The organism is Yersinia enterocolitica (assembly GCA_002082245.2).
Lineage (GTDB): Bacteria > Pseudomonadota > Gammaproteobacteria > Enterobacterales > Enterobacteriaceae > Yersinia > Yersinia enterocolitica_E.
Window position 1 is genome coordinate 137740 of sequence record NBTC02000001.1, and the last position, 22953, is coordinate 160692.

The window sequence follows — 22953 nt, forward strand, 5'->3', positions numbered from 1 at the left end:
AATGCGTAAGCCCTGGCACCTAAAGGGGTTTTAACCCGCAGTACTGTTAATCGCTACCTCTCCGGCTGGCATCTGGATCAACCCCGGTTACATCGCCCACCACCGGCCGTCCGCTTCCAGGCTGAATACAGCAATGACTGCTGGCAGTTTGATATGTCGCCGTCCGATCTGAAGCACATTGATGTACCAGAATGGATCGATCCAGAAAAGGGCGAACCCACCCTGATGCTGTTCAGCGTTGTTGATGACCGCAGTGGCGTCGCCTACCAGGAGTACCACTGTGTCTATGGTGAGGATGCCGGGTCGGCTCTGCGCTTTCTCTATGCCGCAATGGCACCTAAACCTGATCCCGGGCTCCCGCTACAGGGAAGGCCTAAAATGCTTTACCTCGACAACGGCCCGGTGGCCAAAAGCCGGGTTTTCCAGGACGTCATGCTATCGCTGGGCGTGGACTGGTTGACTCATCTGCCCGCAGGGAAAGATGGTGAACGGGTGACGGCTCGCTCGAAAGGTAAGGTGGAGCGTCCTTTTCGAACCGTCAAAGAAGCACACGAAACGTTGTACCATTTCCACAAACCGGAAACCGAACAGCAGGCCAATGAGTGGCTGTTGCGCTATCTGCTTCACTACAATGACCAGCCACACCGTTCACAGCCGCATTCACGTCTGGAAGACTGGCTGACCCGCCTCCCTCCGGAGGGGATCCGTGAAATGTGCAGCTGGGAGCATTTCTGCCGCTTTGCCCGGGAGCCTGAGCGCCGCAAGGTGGGCATTGATGCCAGAATAACGGTGGAGGGAACGGCTTATGAAGTCGATCCTGATCTGGCGGGGGAGAGCGTGCTGTTGCTGTGGGGGTTGTTTGATAACGAACTGCATGTTGACTTTGAAGGCGAACGAACTGGCCCATATTACCCGATATCCGGCCCGATCCCCCTGAACCGATACCGCGCCTTCAGAAAAGGGGCTATCAGCCAGAAGGCTGAGCGGATCAGGAACCTGGCACAACAGCTCAGTCTGCCCATCGCTGCGCTGACGGGCGAGAATATCGCATTAATTTCTCAACCCGTCCCTCACGATATCCCCAGACAGTCATTTCCGGCGGCGGTTGAAGACAGCTATGTCAGCATCATTGCGGCCAAACTGGCGATTGCCGGAGAACTGGCCACACCCCTGGCAAAGCTGCAACTGGCGGACAGGCAGTTTATCGACCAGTTACTGGGGGAAACGCTCATACGTCGGATAGTGCTGGACCGCGTACGGGAGTATTTTCGTAAACAAAAAAAGGAAGGCGATCATGCGAGTTGAGGTCATGCAATATTACGGTCTGACAAATCCACTGGCTCAGGCCGGATACTACGAGACTGAAACCCATAAACAGCTGACGAAAGATATCAGGGCAGCCGTTCTGGAAGGACGACTGATTGCCCTTTGTGGTGTTGTCGGTTGCGGGAAAACAGTGACGCTACGACGACTTCAGCAAATTTTACGGGAAGAAAACCGCGTCACCGTTGCCAAATCGCTGTCGGTGGAGAAAAGCAGCATCAAACTGGCCACGCTGATTTCTGCATTGTTTTACGATCTGGTGCAGGATAAGGCGGTCCAGATCCCGAAACAAGGCGAGCGGCGTGAGCGTGAATTACAGGAACTGGTGAAAAAAGGAAAAAGACCGGTTGCGTTATTTGTGGATGAAGCCCATGACCTCAACGGCCATACGCTTATCGGGCTGAAGCGTCTGATGGAGGTGGTGGAAGACGGCGGTGGCAGGTTATCAGTGATTCTGGCTGGTCATCCGAAACTGCGCAACGATCTGCGCAGGCCAACAATGGAGGAAATCGGTTACCGCACAGAAATTTTTACCCTTGACGGCATTGCCGGCAGTCAGCGGGAATATATTCAGTGGCTGCTTACGGTCTGTTCAGCACAGGAGGAGGGTGACACGCCCATTCTGACGGAAGAAGCCATCGACCTTCTGGCGACAAAACTACGCACGCCATTGCAGGTACAACAACATATTACCCTGGCCCTTGAAGCGGGCTATCTTACCGGAGAACGCCCCATCACTGCCGAGCTTGTTGACAGCATACTGTCACGTAAACTTGATGACCTGGAGCCAACACTCACGCGTCATGGCTATCGTCTGAAAGATATGGTCGAGCAGTTTGATGCCAAACCGGCAGAAATCAGGGCGCTGTTCAATCACCAGTTGGACCCGACGCGTACAGCCGAACTGCGGGATCGTATTCTGGCAGCGGGTTTACCTATTTAATCCTTTATTTTCAGCGTCAGGAGCCTCCTGTTATGGAGGCTGTAGCTCCGTTTTTTCATTTTCAGCTAATGTGGGTCGGAGAAAATGAAATGCAGGTCGGTGCAAATAAATGCAGGTTCATTTGCAGGTATTGTGGGTTTGGGACCCACGCTGGTTGCAGCTAATGTGGGCTGAGAATTAGGGGTAAATGCAGGTTTGTGAATTTATAAACGCAGGTCGCTACAGCTAGTGACCCCTTTGGGGGTACGGATGTTTTCTTGGACTGTTTTATCATCAGACACCGAGTTGTTGTCGGTACATTGCCGGGCTAACTGCACCCAACGACAGTTTAATTCGCCTTTCGTTATACCACCGGATATAAGCATCTACATACCGCATAAAGTTTTCCTGCGTCACACCGGACCACTCCCGACCATAAAACATTTCGATTTTCAGTCGGCCGAAGAACCCTTCACAGGCCGCATTATCCGGTGAGTATCCCTTGCGCGACATTGAGCGGATAAGACCTGCGGCATCCACCCGTGCCAGCGGTAATGACCACCTCTGTCACTGTGGATCACGGGACGTTCATCTCCACTTAACGTGTCGATTGCACCTTCCAGCATCGTATTGGCAAGATCCGCATCCGGACGTGTACCGAGCGACCAGCTCACTATTTTTCCGGCGAAGCAGTCCACCACCGGCGATAGCCAGACCTTACCGGCCGGTAACTGGAACTCCGTGATATCTGTTAGCCATTTTTGATTAGGCTGCGCAACCTTAAAATCTCGGGCAAGAAGATTGTCGGGAGCAGGACCGATTTCCCCACAGTACGAGCTATAGCGACGCCGGCAGGAGCGGATGACTACAAGCTGTTCTTCCACCATCAGTCTGCGCACAACCTTTTCTGATAGTCTCATACCTTCGTGCCTGAGCATGGCATGCAAACGGCGATAGCCATAACAGCGATAGTTGCTGTTAAAGATATCTGTCATTACCGGACGTACTGTTGCGTATTTATCTTCTGTGAGCAATGCGGCACGATGATAAAAATAGTGAACCGCCCCGGTTTTCTTGGAGAGTTTTTGAACCCGTTGTTCACGCGGCCAGATCTTTGCCAGCATGTGAAGCATAGTAGCCTTTTTCTGCTTCCATCGGCGGGATATGGCCCAGGCGTTCCAACAGTCTGCGATTGTTAAACCAGTCCACCCATTCCAGCGTCGCCAGCTCTACATCCTGACGCGTTTTCCAACTTTTTCGGTGGATCACTTCAGCCTTGTACAGACCGTTAACGCTTTCAGCCAGCGCGTTGTCGTAAGAATCACCCGTACTGCCCGTCGACGCCAACAACTCAGCATCTTTCAGCCGTTGCGTGTACGCCAGCGACACATACTGGGAACCTTTATCACTGTGATGGATGGTGCCCGAAGGCCGTCTGAACCATAGAGCCTGCTCCAGCGCATCCAGCACGAAGGTCGTTTCCATCGTTGATGAGGTTCGCCAACCTACGATAACCCCGGCAAACACATCGATAATGAACGCCACATACGCGAAGCCCTGCCAGGTGCTGACGTAGGTAAAATCTGCTACCCACAGCTGGTTCGGGCGTTCCGCCACGAATTGACGGTTTACCAAATCGCGTGGGGTCTCAGTGGCTTTGTTGCTGCGCGTCGTCTTAACACCTATGCCACGTATTACCCCCTTTATTTTCAGCTTTTTCATCAGGCGCACCACTGTACATCTGGCCACGTGGAACCCTTCGCGTTTTAACTGTTGCCAGACTTTACGGTACCCGTAAACACGGTAGTTTTCTTCAAAAACACGCTGTATTTCCGGCATAAGCTGACCATCACTCTTGTCCCGGTGACTGCGATGCTCAGGATGTTGCCGACGTTGTTGATGCCAGTAATACGTTGACGGGGCTATGTCCAGTTCATGACATATCGGCTCGATCCCATGTTCATCGCTTAGATTTTCCAGAAACGGCATTATTTCTTCCAGTGGCGGTCAATGGAATGGACGCCTCCCCCTTAACGAGGATTCAGCGTATAACGGAGGAATATAGCATAGTCGGCAACCGTAAAATGAAGGAGATAGCTATGAGCAATATAACCCTGATTGGTATCGACCTGGCTAAGAACGTATTTCATCTACATGCAGTTGATGACAAAGGTAAACAGATGAAAGTGACTAAGCTGTCACGCCTGAAACTTGCCGAGTATTTATACCGCAGTGAACCGGTAATCGTCGCAATGGAGGCTTGTGCAAGTGCCCACTACTGGGGACGGCTTTGTACATCACTGGGCCATGAGGCTCGTCTGATATCTCCGCAGTTCGTCAAGCCATTTGTCAAATCCAACAAAAATGATCGTAATGACGCACGGGCAATCTGCGAAGCTGCACTGCGTCCTGATATGAATTTTGTTCCCGTCAAAACAGTCGAGCAGCAAGCTGTACTGAGTCTTCACAGAGTTCGTGAAATGCTGATAGGCCAAAGAACGGCAACCATCAATCAGTTCAGGGGATTACTCACCGAGTTTGGATTACCTGCACCCACAGGGCGTAGGGCGCTATTCAGTATGATCCCCGCTATGATTGAAGATCTCCGAAAAATTTCACCCGCATTTCTCATTACTTGCATTAGTCAACAATGGGAACATCTCAGACAACTGGAACAACATATCAACGAAGTCACTCATCAGATTGAAATGCATGCCCGCCAGTCTGATATTGCACGCCGCTTGCAAACAATTCCAGGTATTGGCCCAATCACAGCTTCAGCACTGGATGCCTACGTTGGTAAGGCCACTCAGTTCAGAACAGGGCGACAACTGGCCGCCTGGTTGGGGTTGGTGCCCCGACAGCATTCAACAGGAGGGAAATCTGTGTTGTTGGGGACCAGCAAGCGCGGAAACAGTTATTTGCGCCAGCTGTTTGTTCATGGAGCCAGAGCAGTTGTATCTGTAGTATGCCGTTCTCCCGATGCGAGCAAGCAGGACAAAACTATTACGGGTTGGCTGACCAGAAAGCATATGAATGTAGCCGTAGTGGCTATGGCAAACCGAAATGCACGCATTGCCTGGGCCGTCATAGCCCACGAGCGTAGCTTCGACAATAATTATCGGGAACAACTGACCAACCAGTTACTCCCGGGCTGACAGAAAATATTTGATGTGTTCCTTTCCTGATTGCTACAGGTGATTTATTGACGTGATGGCGTAGACAGGTCAGACCGGTGTTGGCAAAACCCGTGGAGCTCGATAGTCAGAATTTATTGAATTAAGACTGAGCGGTCGTTTGGGAGCCAACAAGCAGATTCCATTATGGGCAGCGTATAGTCAAATAAACGCACAAACAGCCCGAATATACGACTGCGATCTTCACCTTCTGCATCAAAACAAAAAAATCACTTGGCAAAAAGGAGGCGTCCATATACGAGCTCCGCCTGGGCAAAATACGCTGAAGCCTGACGCAAGATATCGTTGCTGCGGCGCAGTTCACGGTTCTCGCGCTCTAACTCTTTTAGGCGCAGGCGTTCATTGGTTGTTAGAGCCGTTGTTGGTGAAGGGGTATGTTGTTCATGCTGACGCATCCAGGCGCGCAAAGTGTCAGCATGACAACCGATTTTCGGGGCAATCGCTCTGACAGCGTCAAGCTCCGTCGAATACTCGCCGCGGTGATCCAAAACCAATCTCACTGCCCGTTCGCGTAATTCAGGTGAATAACGATTTGATGACATTTGAGTCTCCTTTTAACGACTAGTTTAGTCTCCAGGATCCCCGGGGCGGTTCAGTACCTGATGTGCTTCAATTTTGAGATGCTGTTCGTAGATATCTAGACGCTCGGTAGAGATATAATTACGCATTGTCCTTTCCTTATGCCATGCAACGACATCAGCCTTTAATTGAGTTGACGAGTCGGTCAGTTTATGGCGTAATAAGCCACATCAAGGCGGAGCCGCCTCTTACAGAGGTCTCACGCGACAATAGTTGTTTGGAAAAGCCATCCCTCGGGGTGGCTTTTCTCGTTTCAGAACGTCAACACTCCCCTCGCTCCACGGGCGGCAGACGCCTGGCTGCACGAATTTCATCAATAGCATCCAGAAAGTCCTCCACCCTCTGTAAAAAAAACAGTTCGCGGTGAACGGCAAGCATCACCGGTAACTCGCGTGTAGCGACCTCGGCGAAGAGTGCGAACAGCAGCGATGTGCCGTGAGAAATATGCGTGAGCTCGCTGAGCTGCTTTGCGCGTATTTCAAGGAGTGGGACGCCGTCACGCATGATCCGCTGCAGATCGTCTTCACTGCGGATGCACAACAGACGGCACCATGCACGGTTTTCTGCCAGCGTCTGTGCGCCGTCAAACCAGTAGTCGGCAAGTCCGGCGTTCATCATGTGCGCCAGGTCTCTGTCCATCAGCGCAACCAGGCCGCTGCTCTGCATAAAGTTGCGGATCAAATCGCCAAAAGAGGCGGTCAGAAATTCCCTGACAAAATCGCTTTTTGACTTTCCTGCGGTTTTCGCTTGCTCGGTAAGCTCTATATCGATGTCAATCGGCACATTTCGTACAGTTAGCGTCCTTGTGACGCCTTTTTCCTCATTTTCATTTCTACTGCTCAATTCTGCATCCCCTGACGAATTTATGATGTTATAAATAACAATGCATTCATAATATGCATTCGTAATGCACATGGCAATATATTTTATTTATATTTTAATGTGGTGCTAAATTGATAATTTTTGACCACGTTGTTATTTCCCGGACGGGAAGATCCGATAAGTGGCAGAAGCGGATCTTACCTCCGTGACGGGTTATTTTTTGCGCAGCATCTATATACAGTGTCTATCCATGTCATATATTTACTATATATGGTGTTTATTGACCGTGGGGGGCTATCCGATAGCGGCGCTTTGGGGGCTGTTGACGGCGCGGTGGGTGTGATAAGGTTCCGAAAAAGGAAAATAGGGAAAAAGTCGGAACAGAGAAAACGGCGGGTTAGGTAATTGCTAGTAGTGACTGTTCTTAGGGTGATTTTTTATGTAGTGATAATTAAATAAGTTATTTTAATAAAATTTATTATTATTTTGCCATTTATTAAATATGAAATAATCAATCACACTGACTGTCCAGTGTATTCACTGACGTTAATGACCCATGGAGAAAAAGATGTTTGCGTCTATTACGGGTAAAGAGGGATTTGGGTATCAGTTTGAAAAGATCCGCACCCCCGGGAAGACCATCTCATCGCTTACGCATACTCATTGTGTACCTCCGGTTCAGATAGCACGGTCGGTAGCGCTTGAGGCGTTGACTAACCCTCTCAGCTTGGTAATGTACAATAATTTCCGATCTCCAAGCTGCCTCCTATCAGCATCTGCGCTATGCGCTAAGATAAACTATAAAATTGTAAAAATTTACGTTGTAAAACTGTTAATCATGTTTCAGATACCATCAAATATCCACGGCCACGCAGGGTCTTAAACCACGGTAGATTATCTTTGCGGTCTGGTAACTTACGCCGTAGATTTGAAATGTGCATATCAATGGCGCGGTCAAATGGTGTCAGCCGTTTCCCCAGCACTTCCTGACTAAGATGCTCGCGCGATACCATCTGACCAAGATGTTGGGCTAACAGGTAGAGTAAAGTGAATTCAGTTCCTGTCAGTTCCAAAGACTGCCCTTCAAAGCTGGCCTCCTGCCGCCCCGGATTCAATTGTAGGCAATCAACTTTCAGTGTTGGCGCTCCCTGATCGACATTTTGTTGTTCACTCCAGTTGGAGCGACGTAAGATGGCACGGATACGGGCAACCAGCTCACGGTCATTAAACGGTTTTGCCAGATAATCATCAGCACCCAACTCCAGGCCCAGTACCCTGTCCAGCTCACTGCCACGGGCAGTCAGCATAATGACGGGAGTTAGATAGTTTTGACGCAACTCTTTCAGAGTTTCGATTCCGTTTTTACTCGGCATCATAATATCAAGTAATAACAAATCGATAGAACCGTCCAACAAGTTTAATGCTTGTTCTCCATTATAAGCAGTAACAACATTAAAACCTTCTATTTCCAGCAACTCTTTCAACAGTGACGTCAATTCGCGGTCATCATCAACTAATAGGATTTTATGCATAGCTATTTCTCCTCTTAATACAAAATACGTTATCAATTGCTGGTTGCTGGTATTCCATGACCTTAGGAAACCGCGTGAAACGTTATTCGTATTTATGTTGCTATACATACTGTAGGTGTAGTCATACTACGTGTCTACTTGTAGTGACGCGCAATAAATGCTCCTGTTCAAACCCATCATCATGCAACAATAAAATTGCAGGAAGAGAACTTGGAAGCTCTCGAAGTATTAAATTGTAAAATGGCGCCTGAATCGATCACGGTAGCGCAAATGAATATAAATTCACCAATCCGCTAGCCAACGCGCGTTGAGCAGGCGTGCCGACAGTTGGCTGAACCTGAAACAGCTGCAGAAAACGCAGGTGCTTATCCTGGACGATATGGGTCTGGAACCGCTGACTAACGCACAATGTAACGATCTGCTGGAAATAGTACGGACAAAGCAACACCATCGCGGTGAACCAGTTCCCGGTAGATAAGAGACAAAGGCTGATGGGACCCCGACAACGGCAGACGCCATCCTGGACAGGCTGATGCATAACGGCCACAGACTGGTACTGCAGGGTGAATTGATGAGGTTTATTTAAACCCAGAGAAAGAGGTCGCCTAAATTCAAAATGTAAGCGACAACTACCTTGATACTTACCGAGAAACACTGTTCGAACTTCGATGCCAATCCGTGATCGCTCAGAGTGAAATACGCATTTAAGCGGGATACTTACAGCATTGGTCTGATTTACATCAATAAATACCACAAAAGGCTGAATTTTATCGCCGAGTAAACCGGGAACGGAAGCAAATTGCCAGGAGAAAGCAGGGTGATATCTATTTCCTGCGGGGTTATTACCTAATAACCCCGCAGGAATCTATAAGGATAAGATAAATAAAAAAACAGCCTAAAATACGGTATTCACCTGATTGTCGGAGGTAAATCATTATTGCAATATATGTCTTGAGTATCGGCTCTTGCTGGGACGATATACTGCTTATGATGCTGTGAGTTGTAACTTTCTGACATTTTCCTATAAATATCTGTCAGGTTTTCTCGGTCAGCCACAACAGAGGGCTGACCGGGATTTTTTTATTCGAAACACAATTTGACTTGTTGTGTGTTCATAGACGATTATGAAATGGTGGCCTATGAATAGACTGTAACCCAGGCTTATCAACAGTGTTGTTGTTCCTGAAATCTGTTTGAGGAGGCAGGGAATGAGTATTTCTGCTAAAAGTGTGAAATTCGATAAATACAATATGTGGGTTACGCTGAGCGATGCCCGCACATTGGGCGTACCACTAACATGGTTCCCCAAACTTATGCATGCAAGCCCTGAAGCTCGCACTCACTTTAAGCTTAGCGCCCGAGGCATTCATTGGGACGAACTGAATGAAGATATTTCAGTGGAAAGTCTTTTGGCCGGTAGTAGGATGGTAACTTCCCCCCCCACCTTCGCTCACTGTTAACTAATGAGCGAAATTTTATATAACGTTTTTATTTTTCCCGTAAATTCAATTGTGGAATATTGAAAATCCGTAGTCTGGATGAAAAATTAACTCTTTTATTAGAGTGATAAATACATATTAACACATGGCAGAACTTGCATAACCTGCCTATCGAGGTGTCTCTATGTCACACATTGATTTAAGCCTCCCTCATCTGGCTCGCAGAATTGATAATAAATACCAATCAACTCAAAATGGGCCTATCAACAGTAGTCAAACTCAAAAAACCGTTGAAGCATTTCTGGCAAACCCAACAAGTGCCACAGCAAGTATAGGCAACAGCCTGGGGGAACAAATTATATCAAAAATGGCCAAAAATCCAAACCTGATAGACACAACGCCGTCTACATTCACTCTTAGGTTGAACGGGGTAAAATATCGTATTTACAACCTCACCGACGAGTCGCAAATGAAACGCTTTCAATCCGGGGAGTCTATAGATTTTATCAACTCTAAAGGGGAGAATAAATCATTTAAATTTGAATCTCGGGATAACGCATCACAAGATGCGATATTTACCTGCCCTGCAACCTTATTCACACCTAATTTTCTCCATTTTCTTTCAGAAACTGCCCACAAATATGTATCCCAAAGTTCTTCTCCCCAAGGCCAAGAGCTCGGCCGTTTTGACAAATTATTATTGTCTGAAGGGTGGGATTATAAGAATGAAACACTTGTGGGTAACTTTAAAGAATTACTTTCAAATTTTAAACAGATTTGTTCAAATCTAACTCCCCCTTCCGTTGATTCTGTACAATCAAATTCAGCTACTACCCAACACAGCAGTTCCACTCACGATATACACGGTAAGTAAGTAAGCCTAAGTAAACTGCCACACATCATACAGTGTGGTTCTCTATCTGTTGAAGTTAAAAACAGCTAACGCCATTGCAAACGGAATGTGTTTATATCAACGCTATAACTCAGATTATTAATGAGAATGCAATAAACATCTGTTCAGTTCGCGACAACTTCTTCGATTTTCGTCACTCGGTCAGTGAGCTACAGGAGATAGAAACGCAGGCTCGTTATATCGAAGATAACCTGATACTGTTGAACTGTCGGCATATCTCTGGCTGGATAGCGAAAAATTTCTGCTAAATTATCGTCATCCAAAAATGTTACAATAGAATGACTAGCGCGATAAACGGCTTTCTCGCATTAATGAAAATGAAGAGAAGACGAAAAACAGAAGGTCCCAGTTTCTTCGGCGGCCAACAAATAAAATTGTTGTGCTGGTGACAATCCATCACCAGCACGGCGATGAAGTTGTCCTTTGCGTATCATCTAGACCAGTTCGATATCTGCCACCACGGTCTGTGCCCTCCGAAAGAATTTGAATCCCAGTATCCGTCGTATCTGACGTTTGATATTTTGGTTATCTGCCCCATTCCCAGTCGAAAGGCAACAAAGTGACCCACTGGCCAGACCCGGATAAAATCACCGTTCTGGCCCTACTGGAGCTCCCGTTGCATGCAGCGAAAACATCTGACTCAGAAAGAACGGTTCTACATCGAAAAACGACGGGGGGGGGACGGGGTGGTTCTGTCGCATTAAGGCGTCGTCAGGTAACATGCTGTTTTTTTACGATGTTGCCTGCCCATGTCTCTCATCCGAAAAGCCTTCCGTCGCCTGCATTACCCCACTGATGTTATCGCTCAGTGTGTTCGCTGGTATCTCGCTTATGCCCTGAGCCTGCGTAACCTCGAAGAGATGATGGCAGAGCGCGGTATTCTTGTTGACCACTCCACTCTGCATCGTTGGGTTATCCGCTTGGTACCGTTGTTAGATAAGGTTTTTCGCCGACACAAGCACACAGTAGGTCGGCGGTGGCGCATGGATGAAACCTACATCAAAATCAAAGGCCAGTGGAAGTATCTGTATCGGGCGGTCGATACAGCAGGTCACACCATCGACTTTTTGCTGACCGCCAAACGGGACTCTGCAGCCGCATTACGCTTCTTTCGCAAGGCTATTCGCCATCACGGCGAACCCGAGGTTGTCACTATCGATAAAAGTGGGGCTAACACCGCAGCTTTGGCCACGCTCAACGCCGACAAACCCGATGAGGAAGCGATTACCGTCAGGCAAAGTAAGTACCTGAACAACCTGATTGAGCAAGATCACCGAAATATCAAACGTCGGAGTCGACCGATGCTGGGATTCAAATCGTTTCGGCGGGCACAAACGATCCTGGCCGGCATCGAACTGAGCAACATGATACGAAAAGGGCAATATCAACATCCGCAAAGTGAGGGATTGTCACTCGCGGAACAATTCTATTTGCTGGCTGCCTAAATAACCGACAACGCAACTTTGGCCAACTTCATGTCACTAATGCGACAAAGCCGCCAGGATGCGTTGAGGGTCTCTTGGACGTATTGCGTCAGTGTGTCGATCCCGCGGCGCATATCGACGGGTTTGACGGCCAGGAACAGGTGTTCAGGCTTGAGCATAGTTGAGGGCCTTGAAGATATCACCCAGTTGAGCGGGTTGGCAGGCCACTCTGCAGCCCCCGGGGAGGTAAAGCATGACCGGGTCGGTCAACGAATCAATCGGTAAAGGTCGTGCTATCTGAACCGGGAGGACGGAGGGCAGTCCGGGAGAGGGATTATATTTATTTTTTGTTTGGGAAGGCCAGTGCTTGAAGGTCCCCTCACTGATCCCCTGAGATTGACAGTACTGACGGCGAGTCAGCCCGCTGGCCCGCCATGCCTCAAGGTGGTGTATTTTACACTCAGGGGTATAGTGTTTAGGCATTTTACTTCTCCGTCTGATGAACATAACGGCATGTTACCTGGACGAAAATTAATTGGAATGTGAGTTCACCGTAGTATTACTGCGCTGGAAGACCAGCTCGCCCTGGTTTTGCAAGGCCTCTGCTGTGTCACCATAAAATTGAATGTCACCGGTACCATTCACCACCGTCTGACCGGTCAATAGACCGCTTACGCCGTTCACCAATAAAACCCCGTCATCATTAACGGTGGTGTTGTTGACGGTACCGCCGCGGACCTCCATCAGTCCACCACTATTGATGGTGGTGCCGTTGGCAACACTACGACTACCAACGACATCCATCTGTCCACCACTATTGATGATGGTGTCGTTTTCGTCTCCGAAATCTTTGATATCTTTCCATCCTGCGGCTCCTGATACGACAGCGCAAACCGTCAGGAATATGATATCGAGGAAATCGTATTTCACGTTGATATTGCGACGAGGGTCATCCAGCGTTGAAAAGTGGTCAATGAAACACATTGGCATTATCTCTCTGATTATTAAGATAATGGTATGATCCCACGGGGGGCATTTAGTTCATTAAAAACTGCGATCTTGTCCTGACCGTACTATTACCATCGACCAGTTGAACTCACAGGTGAAATCTGACGGGTGTAATCATGCAGTGAGTTCTACAGATTTCACGTAGCGTCACCGGTCAAAAATGAGGGAAGGGGCTTTAATTTGTAGTTTTTGCTATTTGTAGTTAAAATATGGATCATAGGGAACTAGACTCAGCATAATGGATTACGGGCGGGATTTATTTTAACCCTTAGCGCGTATTGTTTTTATGAATAATTTTCATTTAACATAATCATGATTATGCGCACCAAGGTTGTAAGTCCCATTTGATAATGTCACTTTTTAGCTAGTTTATAATGTCACCCAGATACGGCGCATTTTCCACCTTTCTGGGAGATCTCTTCTGATGCTGGTAACCATGTCCAATAAAGAACTTCACCGCTTGCCGGTGATCCAGGCCGTTGTTGAAAAGCGCCTGCGTCGCCGTGATGCCGCCTCTCAGTTGGATCTCACAGAACGTCAGGTACAACGTCTGATGAACCGCTTCAGGGAATCCGGTGCTGCCGGGCTGACGAACAGCCGTCGCGGTTTGCCCGGAACTCATCGCATTGATATTGCACTGCGCCATCGGATACTGACGCTGCTACGTGAAAATTACGTCGGTTTCGGGCCCACACTTGCCGCAGAAAAGCTTCAGGAGCGCCATGGGATTTCCGTTTCTGTCGAGACGTTGCGCTGCTGGATGACTGCCGACGGTCTCTGGGTGCCGCATGCCCATCGGCGACCGCGAGTTTATCAGCCCCGTTATCGACGCGACTGTTTGGGTGAACTCATTCAAATCGACGGTTCACACCACGACTGGTTTGAAGGACGTGCCTCCAAGTGCTGCCTGTTGGTTTACATCGATGATGCCACCGGTCGCCTGATGCATCTGCGATTTTGTCAGAGCGAATCAGCCTTCGACTACATGCTGGCAACGCGCGAGTACGTGGATAAACACGGCAAGCCGGTGGCGTTTTATAGCGACAAGCATGCTGTGTTCAGAGTCAGCCAGGCTGAGACTCGTCGGACCGGCATGACTCAGTTCGGACGTGCGTTGCATGATCTCAATATTGAACTGATATGTGCTAACAGCAGCCAGGCTAAGGGGCGCGTCGAGCGTGCCAACCTGACGCTGCAGGATCGGCTGATTAAGGAGATGCGGCTGGAAAACATCAGTGGCATTGACGCGGCCAATGCGTGGCTGGACGTTTTTATTCGCGACTTTAATCGTCGATTCGCCAGACCCGCAACCTACCCGAAAGACCTCCATCGACCTGTCAGCGAGAACCGCTCAGAGCTGGATGATATTTTTGCCTGGCAGACGCTGCGTACGCTCTCAAAATCGTTGACCTTTCAATATGATAAGATGCTTTATCTTGTTGAACCCTCGGGGGAAAATGCGCATATTGCGGGTGAGAAAATCCTGGCTTTTGACTATCCGGACGGCACGCTGGCGTTCCGCTATGGCAACAGAACGCTGAAGTATCAGGTATTCGACAAGCTGGCCTGTATCGATCAGGGCCGCATTGTGGACAACAAGCGACTGGGGGCAGTTCTGAAATTAGCGCAGGAAAAGCAGGACGAACTCGAGACAGCGGGGAAAAGAAATCGCAGCCAACATATGCCTAAAAGGCGTGCTCAGGTTCAGGAACAACTGAGGGCAATGAACCCGGTACTTGCCGACCCGCCCCTGTTCAAACCCAGTCTGAAAAGATGACCTGACTGCCCTTTTCTCTTCAGAATTTGGATAAAAAGTGACATTCAAAAATGGGAAATCAGGGTGACATTTTAAACTGGGATAGACAAAGGTTGTAGTAGCTCAATAGTAGTGTCCGCCTGTAGCTCAATTCACGTGACCGCGATATGGTGAGTCTCACGGAGTCGTTTTTCATCAGTAAAAACTACCGGAGATTGCCATGTGCGCAGAAAGCTCAGGAATGTTTACCTTGAAAGAGATCAACCGCGTCAAAATTATCCAGGATGTCATCGAGCGCCGGATGACCACGCACCGCGCAGCTGAACACCTTGGGATCAGCGACAGACAATGCCGCCGGCTTCTGGTGCGTTACCGTGAAGAAGGTCCGCTCGGTATGGCCAACCGGCGACGTGGCATGCGGGGTAACCGGCAACTTATGCCCGGGCTTGCCGATCAGGCTCTGGAACTTATCAGAACGCGCTATGCCGATTTCGGTCCGACACTCGCGCAGGAAAAACTCGCAGAGCTCCACGGTCTGATCCTCGGTAAAGAGACCGTGAGGCGCATTATGACGCGTGCGGGTCTCTGGGTTCCCCGTAAACAACGGGCAGCCAGGATCCATCAACCCCGTTACCGGCGCCCGTGTACTGGTGAGCTGATACAAATAGATGGCTGCGATCATGAGTGGTTCGAAGATCGTGGCCCGGCCTGTACCGCTCTGGTCTATGTTGATGATGCAACCAGCAAAATTATGGAGCTTCTGTTCGTCCAATCAGAGTCCACGTTCTCTTATTTTGAAGCCACGCGACGCTACATCGACAAACACGGTATGAACCGCCCCGGGGATCCTGGAGACTAAACTAGTCGTTAAAAGGAAACTCAAATGTCATCAAATCGTTATTCACCTGAATTACGCGAACGGGCAGTGAGATTGGTTTTGGATCACCGCGGCGAGTATTCGACGGAGCTTGACGCTGTCAGAGCGATTGCCCCGAAAATCGGTTGTCATGCTGACACTTTGCGCGCCTGGATGCGTCAGCATGAACAACATACCCCTTCACCAACAACGGCTCTAACAACCAATGAACGCCTGCGCCTAAAAGAGTTAGAGCGCGAGAACCGTGAACTGCGCCGCAGCAACGATATCTTGCGTCAGGCTTCAGCGTATTTTGCCCAGGCGGAGCTCGTATATGGACGCCTCCTTTTTGCCAAGTGATTTTTTTGTTTTGATGCAGAAGGTGAAGATCGCAGTCGTATATTCGGGCTGTTTGTGCGTTTATTTGACTATACGCTGCCCATAATGGAATCTGCTTGTTGGCTCCCAAACGACCGCTCAGTCTTAATTCAATAAATTCTGACTATCGAGCTCCACGGGTTTTGCCAACACCGGTCTGACCTGTCTACGCCATCACGTCAATAAATCACCTGTAGCAATCAGGAAAGGAACACATCAAATATTTTCTGTCAGCCCGGGAGTAACTGGTTGGTCAGTTGTTCCCGATAATTATTGTCGAAGCTACGCTCGTGGGCTATGACGGCCCAGGCAATGCGTGCATTTCGGTTTGCCATAGCCACTACGGCTACATTCATATGCTTTCTGGTCAGCCAACCCGTAATAGTTTTGTCCTGCTTGCTCGCATCGGGAGAACGGCATACTACAGATACAACTGCTCTGGCTCCATGAACAAACAGCTGGCGCAAATAACTGTTTCCGCGCTTGCTGGTCCCCAACAACACAGATTTCCCTCCTGTTGAATGCTGTCGGGGCACCAACCCCAACCAGGCGGCCAGTTGTCGCCCTGTTCTGAACTGAGTGGCCTTACCAACGTAGGCATCCAGTGCTGAAGCTGTGATTGGGCCAATACCTGGAATTGTTTGCAAGCGGCGTGCAATATCAGACTGGCGGGCATGCATTTCAATCTGATGAGTGACTTCGTTGATATGTTGTTCCAGTTGTCTGAGATGTTCCCATTGTTGACTAATGCAAGTAATGAGAAATGCGGGTGAAATTTTTCGGAGATCTTCAATCATAGCGGGGATCATACTGAATAGCGCCCTACGCCCTGTGGGTGCAGGTAATCCAAACTCGGTGAGTAATCCCCTGAACTGATTGATGGTTGCCGTTCTTTGGCCTATCAGCATTTCACGAACTCTGTGAAGACTCAGTACAGCTTGCTGCTCGACTGTTTTGACGGGAACAAAATTCATATCAGGACGCAGTGCAGCTTCGCAGATTGCCCGTGCGTCATTACGATCATTTTTGTTGGATTTGACAAATGGCTTGACGAACTGCGGAGATATCAGACGAGCCTCATGGCCCAGTGATGTACAAAGCCGTCCCCAGTAGTGGGCACTTGCACAAGCCTCCATTGCGACGATTACCGGTTCACTGCGGTATAAATACTCGGCAAGTTTCAGGCGTGACAGCTTAGTCACTTTCATCTGTTTACCTTTGTCATCAACTGCATGTAGATGAAATACGTTCTTAGCCAGGTCGATACCAATCAGGGTTATATTGCTCATAGCTATCTCCTTCATTTTACGGTTGCCGACTATGCTATATTCCTCCGTTATACGCTGAATCCTCGTTAAGGGGGAGGCGTCCATTCCATTGACCGCCACTGGAAGAAATAATGCCGTTTCTGGAAAATCTAAGCGATGAACATGGGATCGAGCCGATATGTCATGAACTGGACATAGCCCCGTCAACGTATTACTGGCATCAACAACGTCGGCAACATCCTGAGCATCGCAGTCACCGGGACAAGAGTGATGGTCAGCTTATGCCGGAAATACAGCGTGTTTTTGAAGAAAACTACCGTGTTTACGGGTACCGTAAAGTCTGGCAACAGTTAAAACGCGAAGGGTTCCACGTGGCCAGATGTACAGTGGTGCGCCTGATGAAAAAGCTGAAAATAAAGGGGGTAATACGTGGCATAGGTGTTAAGACGACGCGCAGCAACAAAGCCACTGAGACCCCACGCGATTTGGTAAACCGTCAATTCGTGGCGGAACGCCCGAACCAGCTGTGGGTAGCAGATTTTACCTACGTCAGCACCTGGCAGGGCTTCGCGTATGTGGCGTTCATTATCGATGTGTTTGCCGGGGTTATCGTAGGTTGGCGAACCTCATCAACGATGGAAACGACCTTCGTGCTGGATGCGCTGGAGCAGGCTCTATGGTTCAGACGGCCTTCGGGCACCATCCATCACAGTGATAAAGGTTCCCAGTATGTGTCGCTGGCGTACACGCAACGGCTGAAAGATGCTGAGTTGTTGGCGTCGACGGGCAGTACGGGTGATTCTTACGACAACGCGCTGGCTGAAAGCGTTAACGGTCTGTACAAGGCTGAAGTGATCCACCGAAAAAGTTGGAAAACGCGTCAGGATGTAGAGCTGGCGACGCTGGAATGGGTGGACTGGTTTAACAATCGCAGACTGTTGGAACGCCTGGGCCATATCCCGCCGATGGAAGCAGAAAAAGGCTACTATGCTTCACATGCTGGCAAAGATCTGGCCGCGTGAACAACGGGTTCAAAAACTCTCCAAGAAAACCGGGGCGGTTCAGAGACCAAGAACCAGATACAATGGACGTGCAATATAAAAGGACTTAATGAAGGCGGATTTTAGCCTGACATTCTTGCAAAATATGTGGCTGTTAGATTCAATTGATCGCTGCAACACCCATGTTAAACGGAGGATTATTGAATGAAACGTACAAGACTATTTGGTAAATGAAAAAAATTTCGATTTCTCAATCCTTCCTCACTATCCTCACTTAGTTTGAAAGTTCATGTGCTGAACTCCCCCTTCTGGTAACATTAGGACTCATTGAGTACCGATTAAGATCCTTTTGGTTTTTGCGTTAAAGCCCCAAATTATCCAAGATTAGATAGTGACAAAGATATGCGCTATAATTATGCGCATAATCTTTGGCTGGAGTCGGTGATGAGAACGAGTACTGTTGGTAAAAAACGTAATACAAACGTGTATTTAAACGCTGATTTAATTGAGCAGGCCAAAGCGCTTGACCTGAATTTGTCGGCAACGTTGAATCAGGCACTTGAGTTGGCTGTTAAGGAACATCAACGGGACCGCTGGCTGGCTGACAATCGTGCGGGTCTTGAGGCACTAAATGGTTTTGTGGACGAAAATGGGTTGTTCTCTGACGACAATGAATTTGGGGTATTGTAATGGCGCAATTTTTTGTCTACAAAAACACGGCCAGAAATAATCAAACATATCCCTACTTTATTGATATTCAATCTGATTTTCTAAACTATCTCAGTACCCGACTGGTCATTCCTTTGGCCCGTAAGCAACGAACAAACTCACAAGTGAAGGTGTTGTCACCTGTATTGACAGTAGATCAGGCAGACTATGTGGTCATGACAAGTTTACTGACCACGACAGATGCTAAAAACCTCAGTTCAGATTCTCTGATTATAGATGCACACCATTTACGTGACGAACTGGTGGCAGCGATTGATTTCTTGATCCTAGGGATTTAAGGTCACCTTCACATTAATTCCTGTCTTTCTGTTCCTTTGGGATCCTTTTCGGTTTTTGAGGTAAAGCCCCGAATCCTCCCCAAGTTATCCACCGTTTCTGTGGATAAGGCTATATCTTGTGTTTTTAACATATAATTAATACACTATAGTGTGCCAAAGGCACAGGGTCACGGCATGATGGGCGTCTGTTGTGACCCTTTTTTTGTTTTCTTTACTCGGTATTTAATCCATTATAGAAAAATAACCGAATGATCCCAGATCCGATCAGGGAATTATTGCGCTCGGCTGCTCGTGACTTTTACGGCACAATGGTGATGACACCTGGCAATATCGAGGGCACGTTGTCACATGACGGGTCATCAACCCGACGATCGCGGAGATTGAAAACGTGAGCCTTTATACCCCTTGATACGGAAAACTTTTCGCGTAGCGCGATCGGCAACTATTTTGACTGGCAGGGCGAGGCCGAACTGCGCAACATGGCGCTCCGGGCCAATCTTGGCACGCCGGCATACCTGTTAGCCCCAGAAGTGGCGGTGCTGCTCGGGTATTTTGCCGACCTGCATCAGCGGTTATTGATGGAGACGCTGTGGAATACTGGGGCCCGTATTAATGAAGCCCTGTCCATCACCCCAGCTGACATTGAACTGGAGGGTGGCCGTCCTTTTATTGTGCTGCGAACACTCAAGCAGCGCCGGCGTAAACCGGGCCGGCCCACAAAAGTGGAGCAAGTTCAGGGATTTGATCGGGCTATTCCGTTATCGGACCAGACCTATACGCTGCGCTTGCGGGAATACCTGGCCACCTTCAAACCCAAACGGCATGAACCGTTGTGGCCGATCACCGATGACACGGCACGTAACTGGCTCACCCGCGCGGTGGATAATGCCCAACGTGACAGGATTGAACCGCCCCGGTTTTCTTGGAGAGTTTTTGAACCCGTTGTTCACGCGGCCAGATCTTTGCCAGCATGTGAAGCATAGTAGCCTTTTTCTGCTTCCATCGGCGGGATATGGCCCAGGCGTTCCAACAGTCTGCGATTGTTAAACCAGTCCACCCATTCCAGCGTCGCCAGCTCTACATCCTGACGCGTTTTCCAACTTTTTCGGTGGATCACTTCAGCCTTGTACAGACCGTTAACGCTTTCAGCCAGCGCGTTGTCGTAAGAATCACCCGTACTGCCCGTCGACGCCAACAACTCAGCATCTTTCAGCCGTTGCGTGTACGCCAGCGACACATACTGGGAACCTTTATCACTGTGATGGATGGTGCCCGAAGGCCGTCTGAACCATAGAGCCTGCTCCAGCGCATCCAGCACGAAGGTCGTTTCCATCGTTGATGAGGTTCGCCAACCTACGATAACCCCGGCAAACACATCGATAATGAACGCCACATACGCGAAGCCCTGCCAGGTGCTGACGTAGGTAAAATCTGCTACCCACAGCTGGTTCGGGCGTTCCGCCACGAATTGACGGTTTACCAAATCGCGTGGGGTCTCAGTGGCTTTGTTGCTGCGCGTCGTCTTAACACCTATGCCACGTATTACCCCCTTTATTTTCAGCTTTTTCATCAGGCGCACCACTGTACATCTGGCCACGTGGAACCCTTCGCGTTTTAACTGTTGCCAGACTTTACGGTACCCGTAAACACGGTAGTTTTCTTCAAAAACACGCTGTATTTCCGGCATAAGCTGACCATCACTCTTGTCCCGGTGACTGCGATGCTCAGGATGTTGCCGACGTTGTTGATGCCAGTAATACGTTGACGGGGCTATGTCCAGTTCATGACATATCGGCTCGATCCCATGTTCATCGCTTAGATTTTCCAGAAACGGCATTATTTCTTCCAGTGGCGGTCAATGGAATGGACGCCTCCCCCTTAACGAGGATTCAGCGTATAACGGAGGAATATAGCATAGTCGGCAACCGTAAAATGAAGGAGATAGCTATGAGCAATATAACCCTGATTGGTATCGACCTGGCTAAGAACGTATTTCATCTACATGCAGTTGATGACAAAGGTAAACAGATGAAAGTGACTAAGCTGTCACGCCTGAAACTTGCCGAGTATTTATACCGCAGTGAACCGGTAATCGTCGCAATGGAGGCTTGTGCAAGTGCCCACTACTGGGGACGGCTTTGTACATCACTGGGCCATGAGGCTCGTCTGATATCTCCGCAGTTCGTCAAGCCATTTGTCAAATCCAACAAAAATGATCGTAATGACGCACGGGCAATCTGCGAAGCTGCACTGCGTCCTGATATGAATTTTGTTCCCGTCAAAACAGTCGAGCAGCAAGCTGTACTGAGTCTTCACAGAGTTCGTGAAATGCTGATAGGCCAAAGAACGGCAACCATCAATCAGTTCAGGGGATTACTCACCGAGTTTGGATTACCTGCACCCACAGGGCGTAGGGCGCTATTCAGTATGATCCCCGCGGCTTTGTCGCATTAGTGACATGAAGTTGGCCAAAGTTGCGTTGTCGGTTATTTAGGCAGCCAGCAAATAGAATTGTTCCGCGAGTGACAATCCCTCACTTTGCGGATGTTGATATTGCCCTTTTCGTATCATGTTGCTCAGTTCGATGCCGGCCAGGATCGTTTGTGCCCGCCGAAACGATTTGAATCCCAGCATCGGTCGACTCCGACGTTTGATATTTCGGTGATCTTGCTCAATCAGGTTGTTCAGGTACTTACTTTGCCTGACGGTAATCGCTTCCTCATCGGGTTTGTCGGCGTTGAGCGTGGCCAAAGCTGCGGTGTTAGCCCCACTTTTATCGATAGTGACAACCTCGGGTTCGCCGTGATGGCGAATAGCCTTGCGAAAGAAGCGTAATGCGGCTGCAGAGTCCCGTTTGGCGGTCAGCAAAAAGTCGATGGTGTGACCTGCTGTATCGACCGCCCGATACAGATACTTCCACTGGCCTTTGATTTTGATGTAGGTTTCATCCATGCGCCACCGCCGACCTACTGTGTGCTTGTGTCGGCGAAAAACCTTATCTAACAACGGTACCAAGCGGATAACCCAACGATGCAGAGTGGAGTGGTCAACAAGAATACCGCGCTCTGCCATCATCTCTTCGAGGTTACGCAGGCTCAGGGCATAAGCGAGATACCAGCGAACACACTGAGCGATAACATCAGTGGGGTAATGCAGGCGACGGAAGGCTTTTCGGATGAGAGACATGGGCAGGCAACATCGTAAAAAAACAGCATGTTACCTGACGACGCCTTAATGCGACAGAACCATCCTGGCACGAAGGGGCCGCCTTCGTCTTTGCCAACAAACCGAAAACGCGCATCAAGGTGCTGCGCTGGGATAAGCACGGGGTCTGGCTCTGTGCCCGGCGCCTGCACCAGGGGCACTTCATCTGGCCCCGAGCAAACGACATCGCGTGGTCTTTGACCCCAGACCAGTTTGAATGGCTGATCACGGGGATTGACTGGCAAAAAATGCACGGTCACGACCTGTCTCGCTGGGTGCCCCCGCCAGAAAATAAATCGGGCTCGTCTCAGTAAAATAAAACAC

At 49.0% G+C, this 22953-nt stretch carries 17 protein-coding genes and 11 pseudogenes; 16 read left to right on the forward strand and 12 right to left on the reverse strand.

Features of this window, described 5'->3' with window-relative positions:
- Positions 1 to 15: 15 nt before the first annotated feature.
- Positions 16 to 1305, forward strand: a pseudogene (locus tag A6J66_000755) (IS481 family transposase).
- Entirely contained in the window at positions 1295 to 2266 is a 972-nt protein-coding gene (locus tag A6J66_000760; protein ID PNM27244.1) for an AAA family ATPase, read from the forward strand. Before A6J66_000755 ends, A6J66_000760 begins: the two are co-directional and overlap by 11 nt.
- Positions 2267 to 2539: 273 nt before the next feature.
- Here the strand turns inward: A6J66_000760 and A6J66_000765 are convergent.
- Together A6J66_000765 and A6J66_000770 are read right to left on the reverse strand one after the other, a co-directional pair.
- Positions 2540 to 3300 (reverse strand): annotated as a pseudogene (locus A6J66_000765) (IS3 family transposase).
- A 43-nt stretch (positions 3301 to 3343) separates the two neighbouring features.
- Positions 3344 to 4237, reverse strand: a pseudogene (locus A6J66_000770) (IS3 family transposase).
- A 107-nt stretch (positions 4238 to 4344) separates the two neighbouring features.
- Here A6J66_000770 and A6J66_000775 point away from each other — a divergent pair.
- Positions 4345 to 5403, forward strand: coding sequence for an IS110 family transposase (locus A6J66_000775; protein ID PNM27245.1), 1059 nt, complete (start codon positions 4345 to 4347; stop codon positions 5401 to 5403).
- Between the two features lie 248 nt (positions 5404 to 5651).
- Here A6J66_000775 and A6J66_000780 read toward each other — a convergent pair whose 3' ends face one another.
- The 3 genes from A6J66_000780 to A6J66_000790 form a co-directional block, all read right to left on the reverse strand.
- Positions 5652 to 5984, reverse strand: a complete 333-nt coding sequence (locus A6J66_000780; protein ID PNM27246.1) for a hypothetical protein — start codon at positions 5982 to 5984, stop codon at positions 5652 to 5654.
- Positions 5985 to 6282: 298 nt separating this feature from the next.
- A complete protein-coding gene (locus tag A6J66_000785) occupies positions 6283 to 6864 on the reverse strand; it encodes a hypothetical protein (GenBank protein ID PNM27247.1) in 582 nt (193 codons plus the stop codon).
- An 815-nt stretch (positions 6865 to 7679) separates the two neighbouring features.
- Positions 7680 to 8375, reverse strand: a complete 696-nt coding sequence (locus tag A6J66_000790) for a DNA-binding response regulator (protein PNM27248.1) — start codon at positions 8373 to 8375, stop codon at positions 7680 to 7682.
- Positions 8376 to 8700: 325 nt separating this feature from the next.
- On the opposite strand from A6J66_000790, the pseudogene A6J66_000795 reads away from it, so the two are divergent.
- From A6J66_000795 to A6J66_000805, 3 genes and pseudogenes are all read left to right on the forward strand, one after another.
- Positions 8701 to 8961: pseudogene (locus A6J66_000795) on the forward strand (AAA family ATPase).
- Positions 8962 to 9583: 622 nt separating this feature from the next.
- On the forward strand, positions 9584 to 9835 hold the full coding sequence (locus A6J66_000800) for a DUF2442 domain-containing protein (GenBank protein ID PNM27249.1): 252 nt from the start codon (positions 9584 to 9586) through the stop codon (positions 9833 to 9835).
- Positions 9836 to 9998: 163 nt separating this feature from the next.
- Positions 9999 to 10688 carry a hypothetical protein gene (locus tag A6J66_000805; GenBank protein ID PNM27250.1) on the forward strand — a complete coding sequence of 230 codons (690 nt, stop codon included), beginning with the start codon at positions 9999 to 10001 and terminating at the stop codon, positions 10686 to 10688.
- A 347-nt stretch (positions 10689 to 11035) separates the two neighbouring features.
- On the opposite strand, the pseudogene A6J66_000810 reads toward A6J66_000805, so the two are convergent.
- Positions 11036 to 11254: pseudogene (locus A6J66_000810) on the reverse strand (hypothetical protein).
- A 222-nt stretch (positions 11255 to 11476) separates the two neighbouring features.
- Between A6J66_000810 and A6J66_000815 the strand changes: the two are divergent.
- Positions 11477 to 12172 (forward strand): DDE domain-containing protein, encoded by a 696-nt coding sequence (locus tag A6J66_000815; protein PNM27251.1) that lies wholly within the window; start codon positions 11477 to 11479, stop codon positions 12170 to 12172.
- Positions 12173 to 12225: 53 nt separating this feature from the next.
- Here A6J66_000815 and A6J66_000820 read toward each other — a convergent pair.
- From A6J66_000820 to A6J66_000830, 3 genes and pseudogenes are all read right to left on the reverse strand, one after another.
- Positions 12226 to 12330, reverse strand: a pseudogene (locus tag A6J66_000820) (IS66 family insertion sequence hypothetical protein).
- Entirely contained in the window at positions 12317 to 12634 is a 318-nt protein-coding gene (locus A6J66_000825) for an IS66 family insertion sequence hypothetical protein (GenBank protein ID PNM27252.1), read from the reverse strand. The pseudogene A6J66_000820 and the gene A6J66_000825 overlap by 14 nt, the downstream one beginning before the upstream one ends.
- Before the next feature lie 48 nt (positions 12635 to 12682).
- Complete coding sequence (locus A6J66_000830) at positions 12683 to 13141, reverse strand: hypothetical protein (protein ID PNM27253.1); 459 nt, start codon at positions 13139 to 13141, stop codon at positions 12683 to 12685.
- A 454-nt stretch (positions 13142 to 13595) separates the two neighbouring features.
- Between A6J66_000830 and A6J66_000835 the strand changes: the two genes are divergently transcribed.
- The 3 genes and pseudogenes from A6J66_000835 to A6J66_000845 all read left to right on the forward strand — a co-directional run bounded on the left by A6J66_000835 (position 13596) and on the right by A6J66_000845 (position 16131).
- Entirely contained in the window at positions 13596 to 14936 is a 1341-nt protein-coding gene (locus A6J66_000835; GenBank protein ID PNM27326.1) for an ISNCY family transposase, read from the forward strand.
- Between the two features lie 199 nt (positions 14937 to 15135).
- Positions 15136 to 15744 (forward strand): annotated as a pseudogene (locus A6J66_000840) (ISNCY family transposase).
- Positions 15745 to 15798: 54 nt separating this feature from the next.
- Complete coding sequence (locus tag A6J66_000845) at positions 15799 to 16131, forward strand: hypothetical protein (protein PNM27254.1); 333 nt, start codon at positions 15799 to 15801, stop codon at positions 16129 to 16131.
- Between the two features lie 248 nt (positions 16132 to 16379).
- Here A6J66_000845 and A6J66_000850 read toward each other — a convergent pair whose 3' ends face one another.
- A complete protein-coding gene (locus A6J66_000850) occupies positions 16380 to 17438 on the reverse strand; it encodes an IS110 family transposase (GenBank protein PNM27255.1) in 1059 nt (352 codons plus the stop codon).
- Positions 17439 to 17545: 107 nt separating this feature from the next.
- Here A6J66_000850 and A6J66_000855 point away from each other — a divergent pair.
- The 4 genes and pseudogenes from A6J66_000855 (at position 17546) to A6J66_000870 (ending at position 20408) form a co-directional block, all read left to right on the forward strand.
- Positions 17546 to 18439: pseudogene (locus A6J66_000855) on the forward strand (IS3 family transposase).
- A 423-nt stretch (positions 18440 to 18862) separates the two neighbouring features.
- The gene (locus A6J66_000860; protein ID PNM27327.1) at positions 18863 to 19108 is read left to right on the forward strand and encodes an acetoacetyl-CoA synthase; all 246 of its coding nucleotides are present in this window, start codon (positions 18863 to 18865) and stop codon (positions 19106 to 19108) included.
- Positions 19108 to 19425: a plasmid maintenance protein CcdB gene (locus tag A6J66_000865; GenBank protein PNM27256.1), complete on the forward strand. Its 318-nt coding sequence runs from the start codon at positions 19108 to 19110 to the stop codon at positions 19423 to 19425. The genes A6J66_000860 and A6J66_000865 overlap by 1 nt, the downstream gene beginning before the upstream one ends.
- A gap of 479 nt (positions 19426 to 19904) precedes the next feature.
- On the forward strand, positions 19905 to 20408 hold the full coding sequence (locus A6J66_000870; protein PNM27257.1) for a hypothetical protein: 504 nt from the start codon (positions 19905 to 19907) through the stop codon (positions 20406 to 20408).
- Here A6J66_000870 and A6J66_000875 read toward each other — a convergent pair.
- Positions 20372 to 21265 (reverse strand): annotated as a pseudogene (locus A6J66_000875) (IS3 family transposase). The gene A6J66_000870 and the pseudogene A6J66_000875 overlap by 37 nt on opposite strands.
- A gap of 107 nt (positions 21266 to 21372) precedes the next feature.
- Between A6J66_000875 and A6J66_000880 the strand changes: the two are divergent.
- Positions 21373 to 21861 (forward strand): annotated as a pseudogene (locus A6J66_000880) (IS110 family transposase).
- Positions 21862 to 21915: 54 nt separating this feature from the next.
- Here A6J66_000880 and A6J66_000885 read toward each other — a convergent pair.
- A complete protein-coding gene (locus A6J66_000885) occupies positions 21916 to 22611 on the reverse strand; it encodes a DDE domain-containing protein (GenBank protein ID PNM27258.1) in 696 nt (231 codons plus the stop codon).
- Positions 22612 to 22673: 62 nt separating this feature from the next.
- Here A6J66_000885 and A6J66_000890 point away from each other — a divergent pair.
- Positions 22674 to 22943 (forward strand): annotated as a pseudogene (locus A6J66_000890) (IS66 family insertion sequence hypothetical protein).
- The last annotated feature ends 10 nt before the right edge of the window (positions 22944 to 22953 follow it).

Coding starts and splice junctions, on each gene's coding strand:
- A6J66_000760 (PNM27244.1), top strand. CDS start 1,295: ATGCGAGTTGAGGTCATGCAATATTACGGTCTGACAAATCCACTGGCT.
- A6J66_000775 (PNM27245.1), top strand. CDS start 4,345: ATGAGCAATATAACCCTGATTGGTATCGACCTGGCTAAGAACGTATTT.
- A6J66_000780 (PNM27246.1), bottom strand. CDS start 5,984: ATGTCATCAAATCGTTATTCACCTGAATTACGCGAACGGGCAGTGAGA.
- A6J66_000790 (PNM27248.1), bottom strand. CDS start 8,375: ATGCATAAAATCCTATTAGTTGATGATGACCGCGAATTGACGTCACTG.
- A6J66_000800 (PNM27249.1), top strand. CDS start 9,584: ATGAGTATTTCTGCTAAAAGTGTGAAATTCGATAAATACAATATGTGG.
- A6J66_000805 (PNM27250.1), top strand. CDS start 9,999: ATGTCACACATTGATTTAAGCCTCCCTCATCTGGCTCGCAGAATTGAT.
- A6J66_000815 (PNM27251.1), top strand. CDS start 11,477: ATGTCTCTCATCCGAAAAGCCTTCCGTCGCCTGCATTACCCCACTGAT.
- A6J66_000825 (PNM27252.1), bottom strand. CDS start 12,634: ATGCCTAAACACTATACCCCTGAGTGTAAAATACACCACCTTGAGGCA.
- A6J66_000830 (PNM27253.1), bottom strand. CDS start 13,141: ATGCCAATGTGTTTCATTGACCACTTTTCAACGCTGGATGACCCTCGT.
- A6J66_000835 (PNM27326.1), top strand. CDS start 13,596: ATGTCCAATAAAGAACTTCACCGCTTGCCGGTGATCCAGGCCGTTGTT.
- A6J66_000845 (PNM27254.1), top strand. CDS start 15,799: ATGTCATCAAATCGTTATTCACCTGAATTACGCGAACGGGCAGTGAGA.
- A6J66_000850 (PNM27255.1), bottom strand. CDS start 17,438: ATGAGCAATATAACCCTGATTGGTATCGACCTGGCTAAGAACGTATTT.
- A6J66_000860 (PNM27327.1), top strand. CDS start 18,863: ATGAGAACGAGTACTGTTGGTAAAAAACGTAATACAAACGTGTATTTA.
- A6J66_000865 (PNM27256.1), top strand. CDS start 19,108: ATGGCGCAATTTTTTGTCTACAAAAACACGGCCAGAAATAATCAAACA.
- A6J66_000870 (PNM27257.1), top strand. CDS start 19,905: ATGGCGCTCCGGGCCAATCTTGGCACGCCGGCATACCTGTTAGCCCCA.
- A6J66_000885 (PNM27258.1), bottom strand. CDS start 22,611: ATGTCTCTCATCCGAAAAGCCTTCCGTCGCCTGCATTACCCCACTGAT.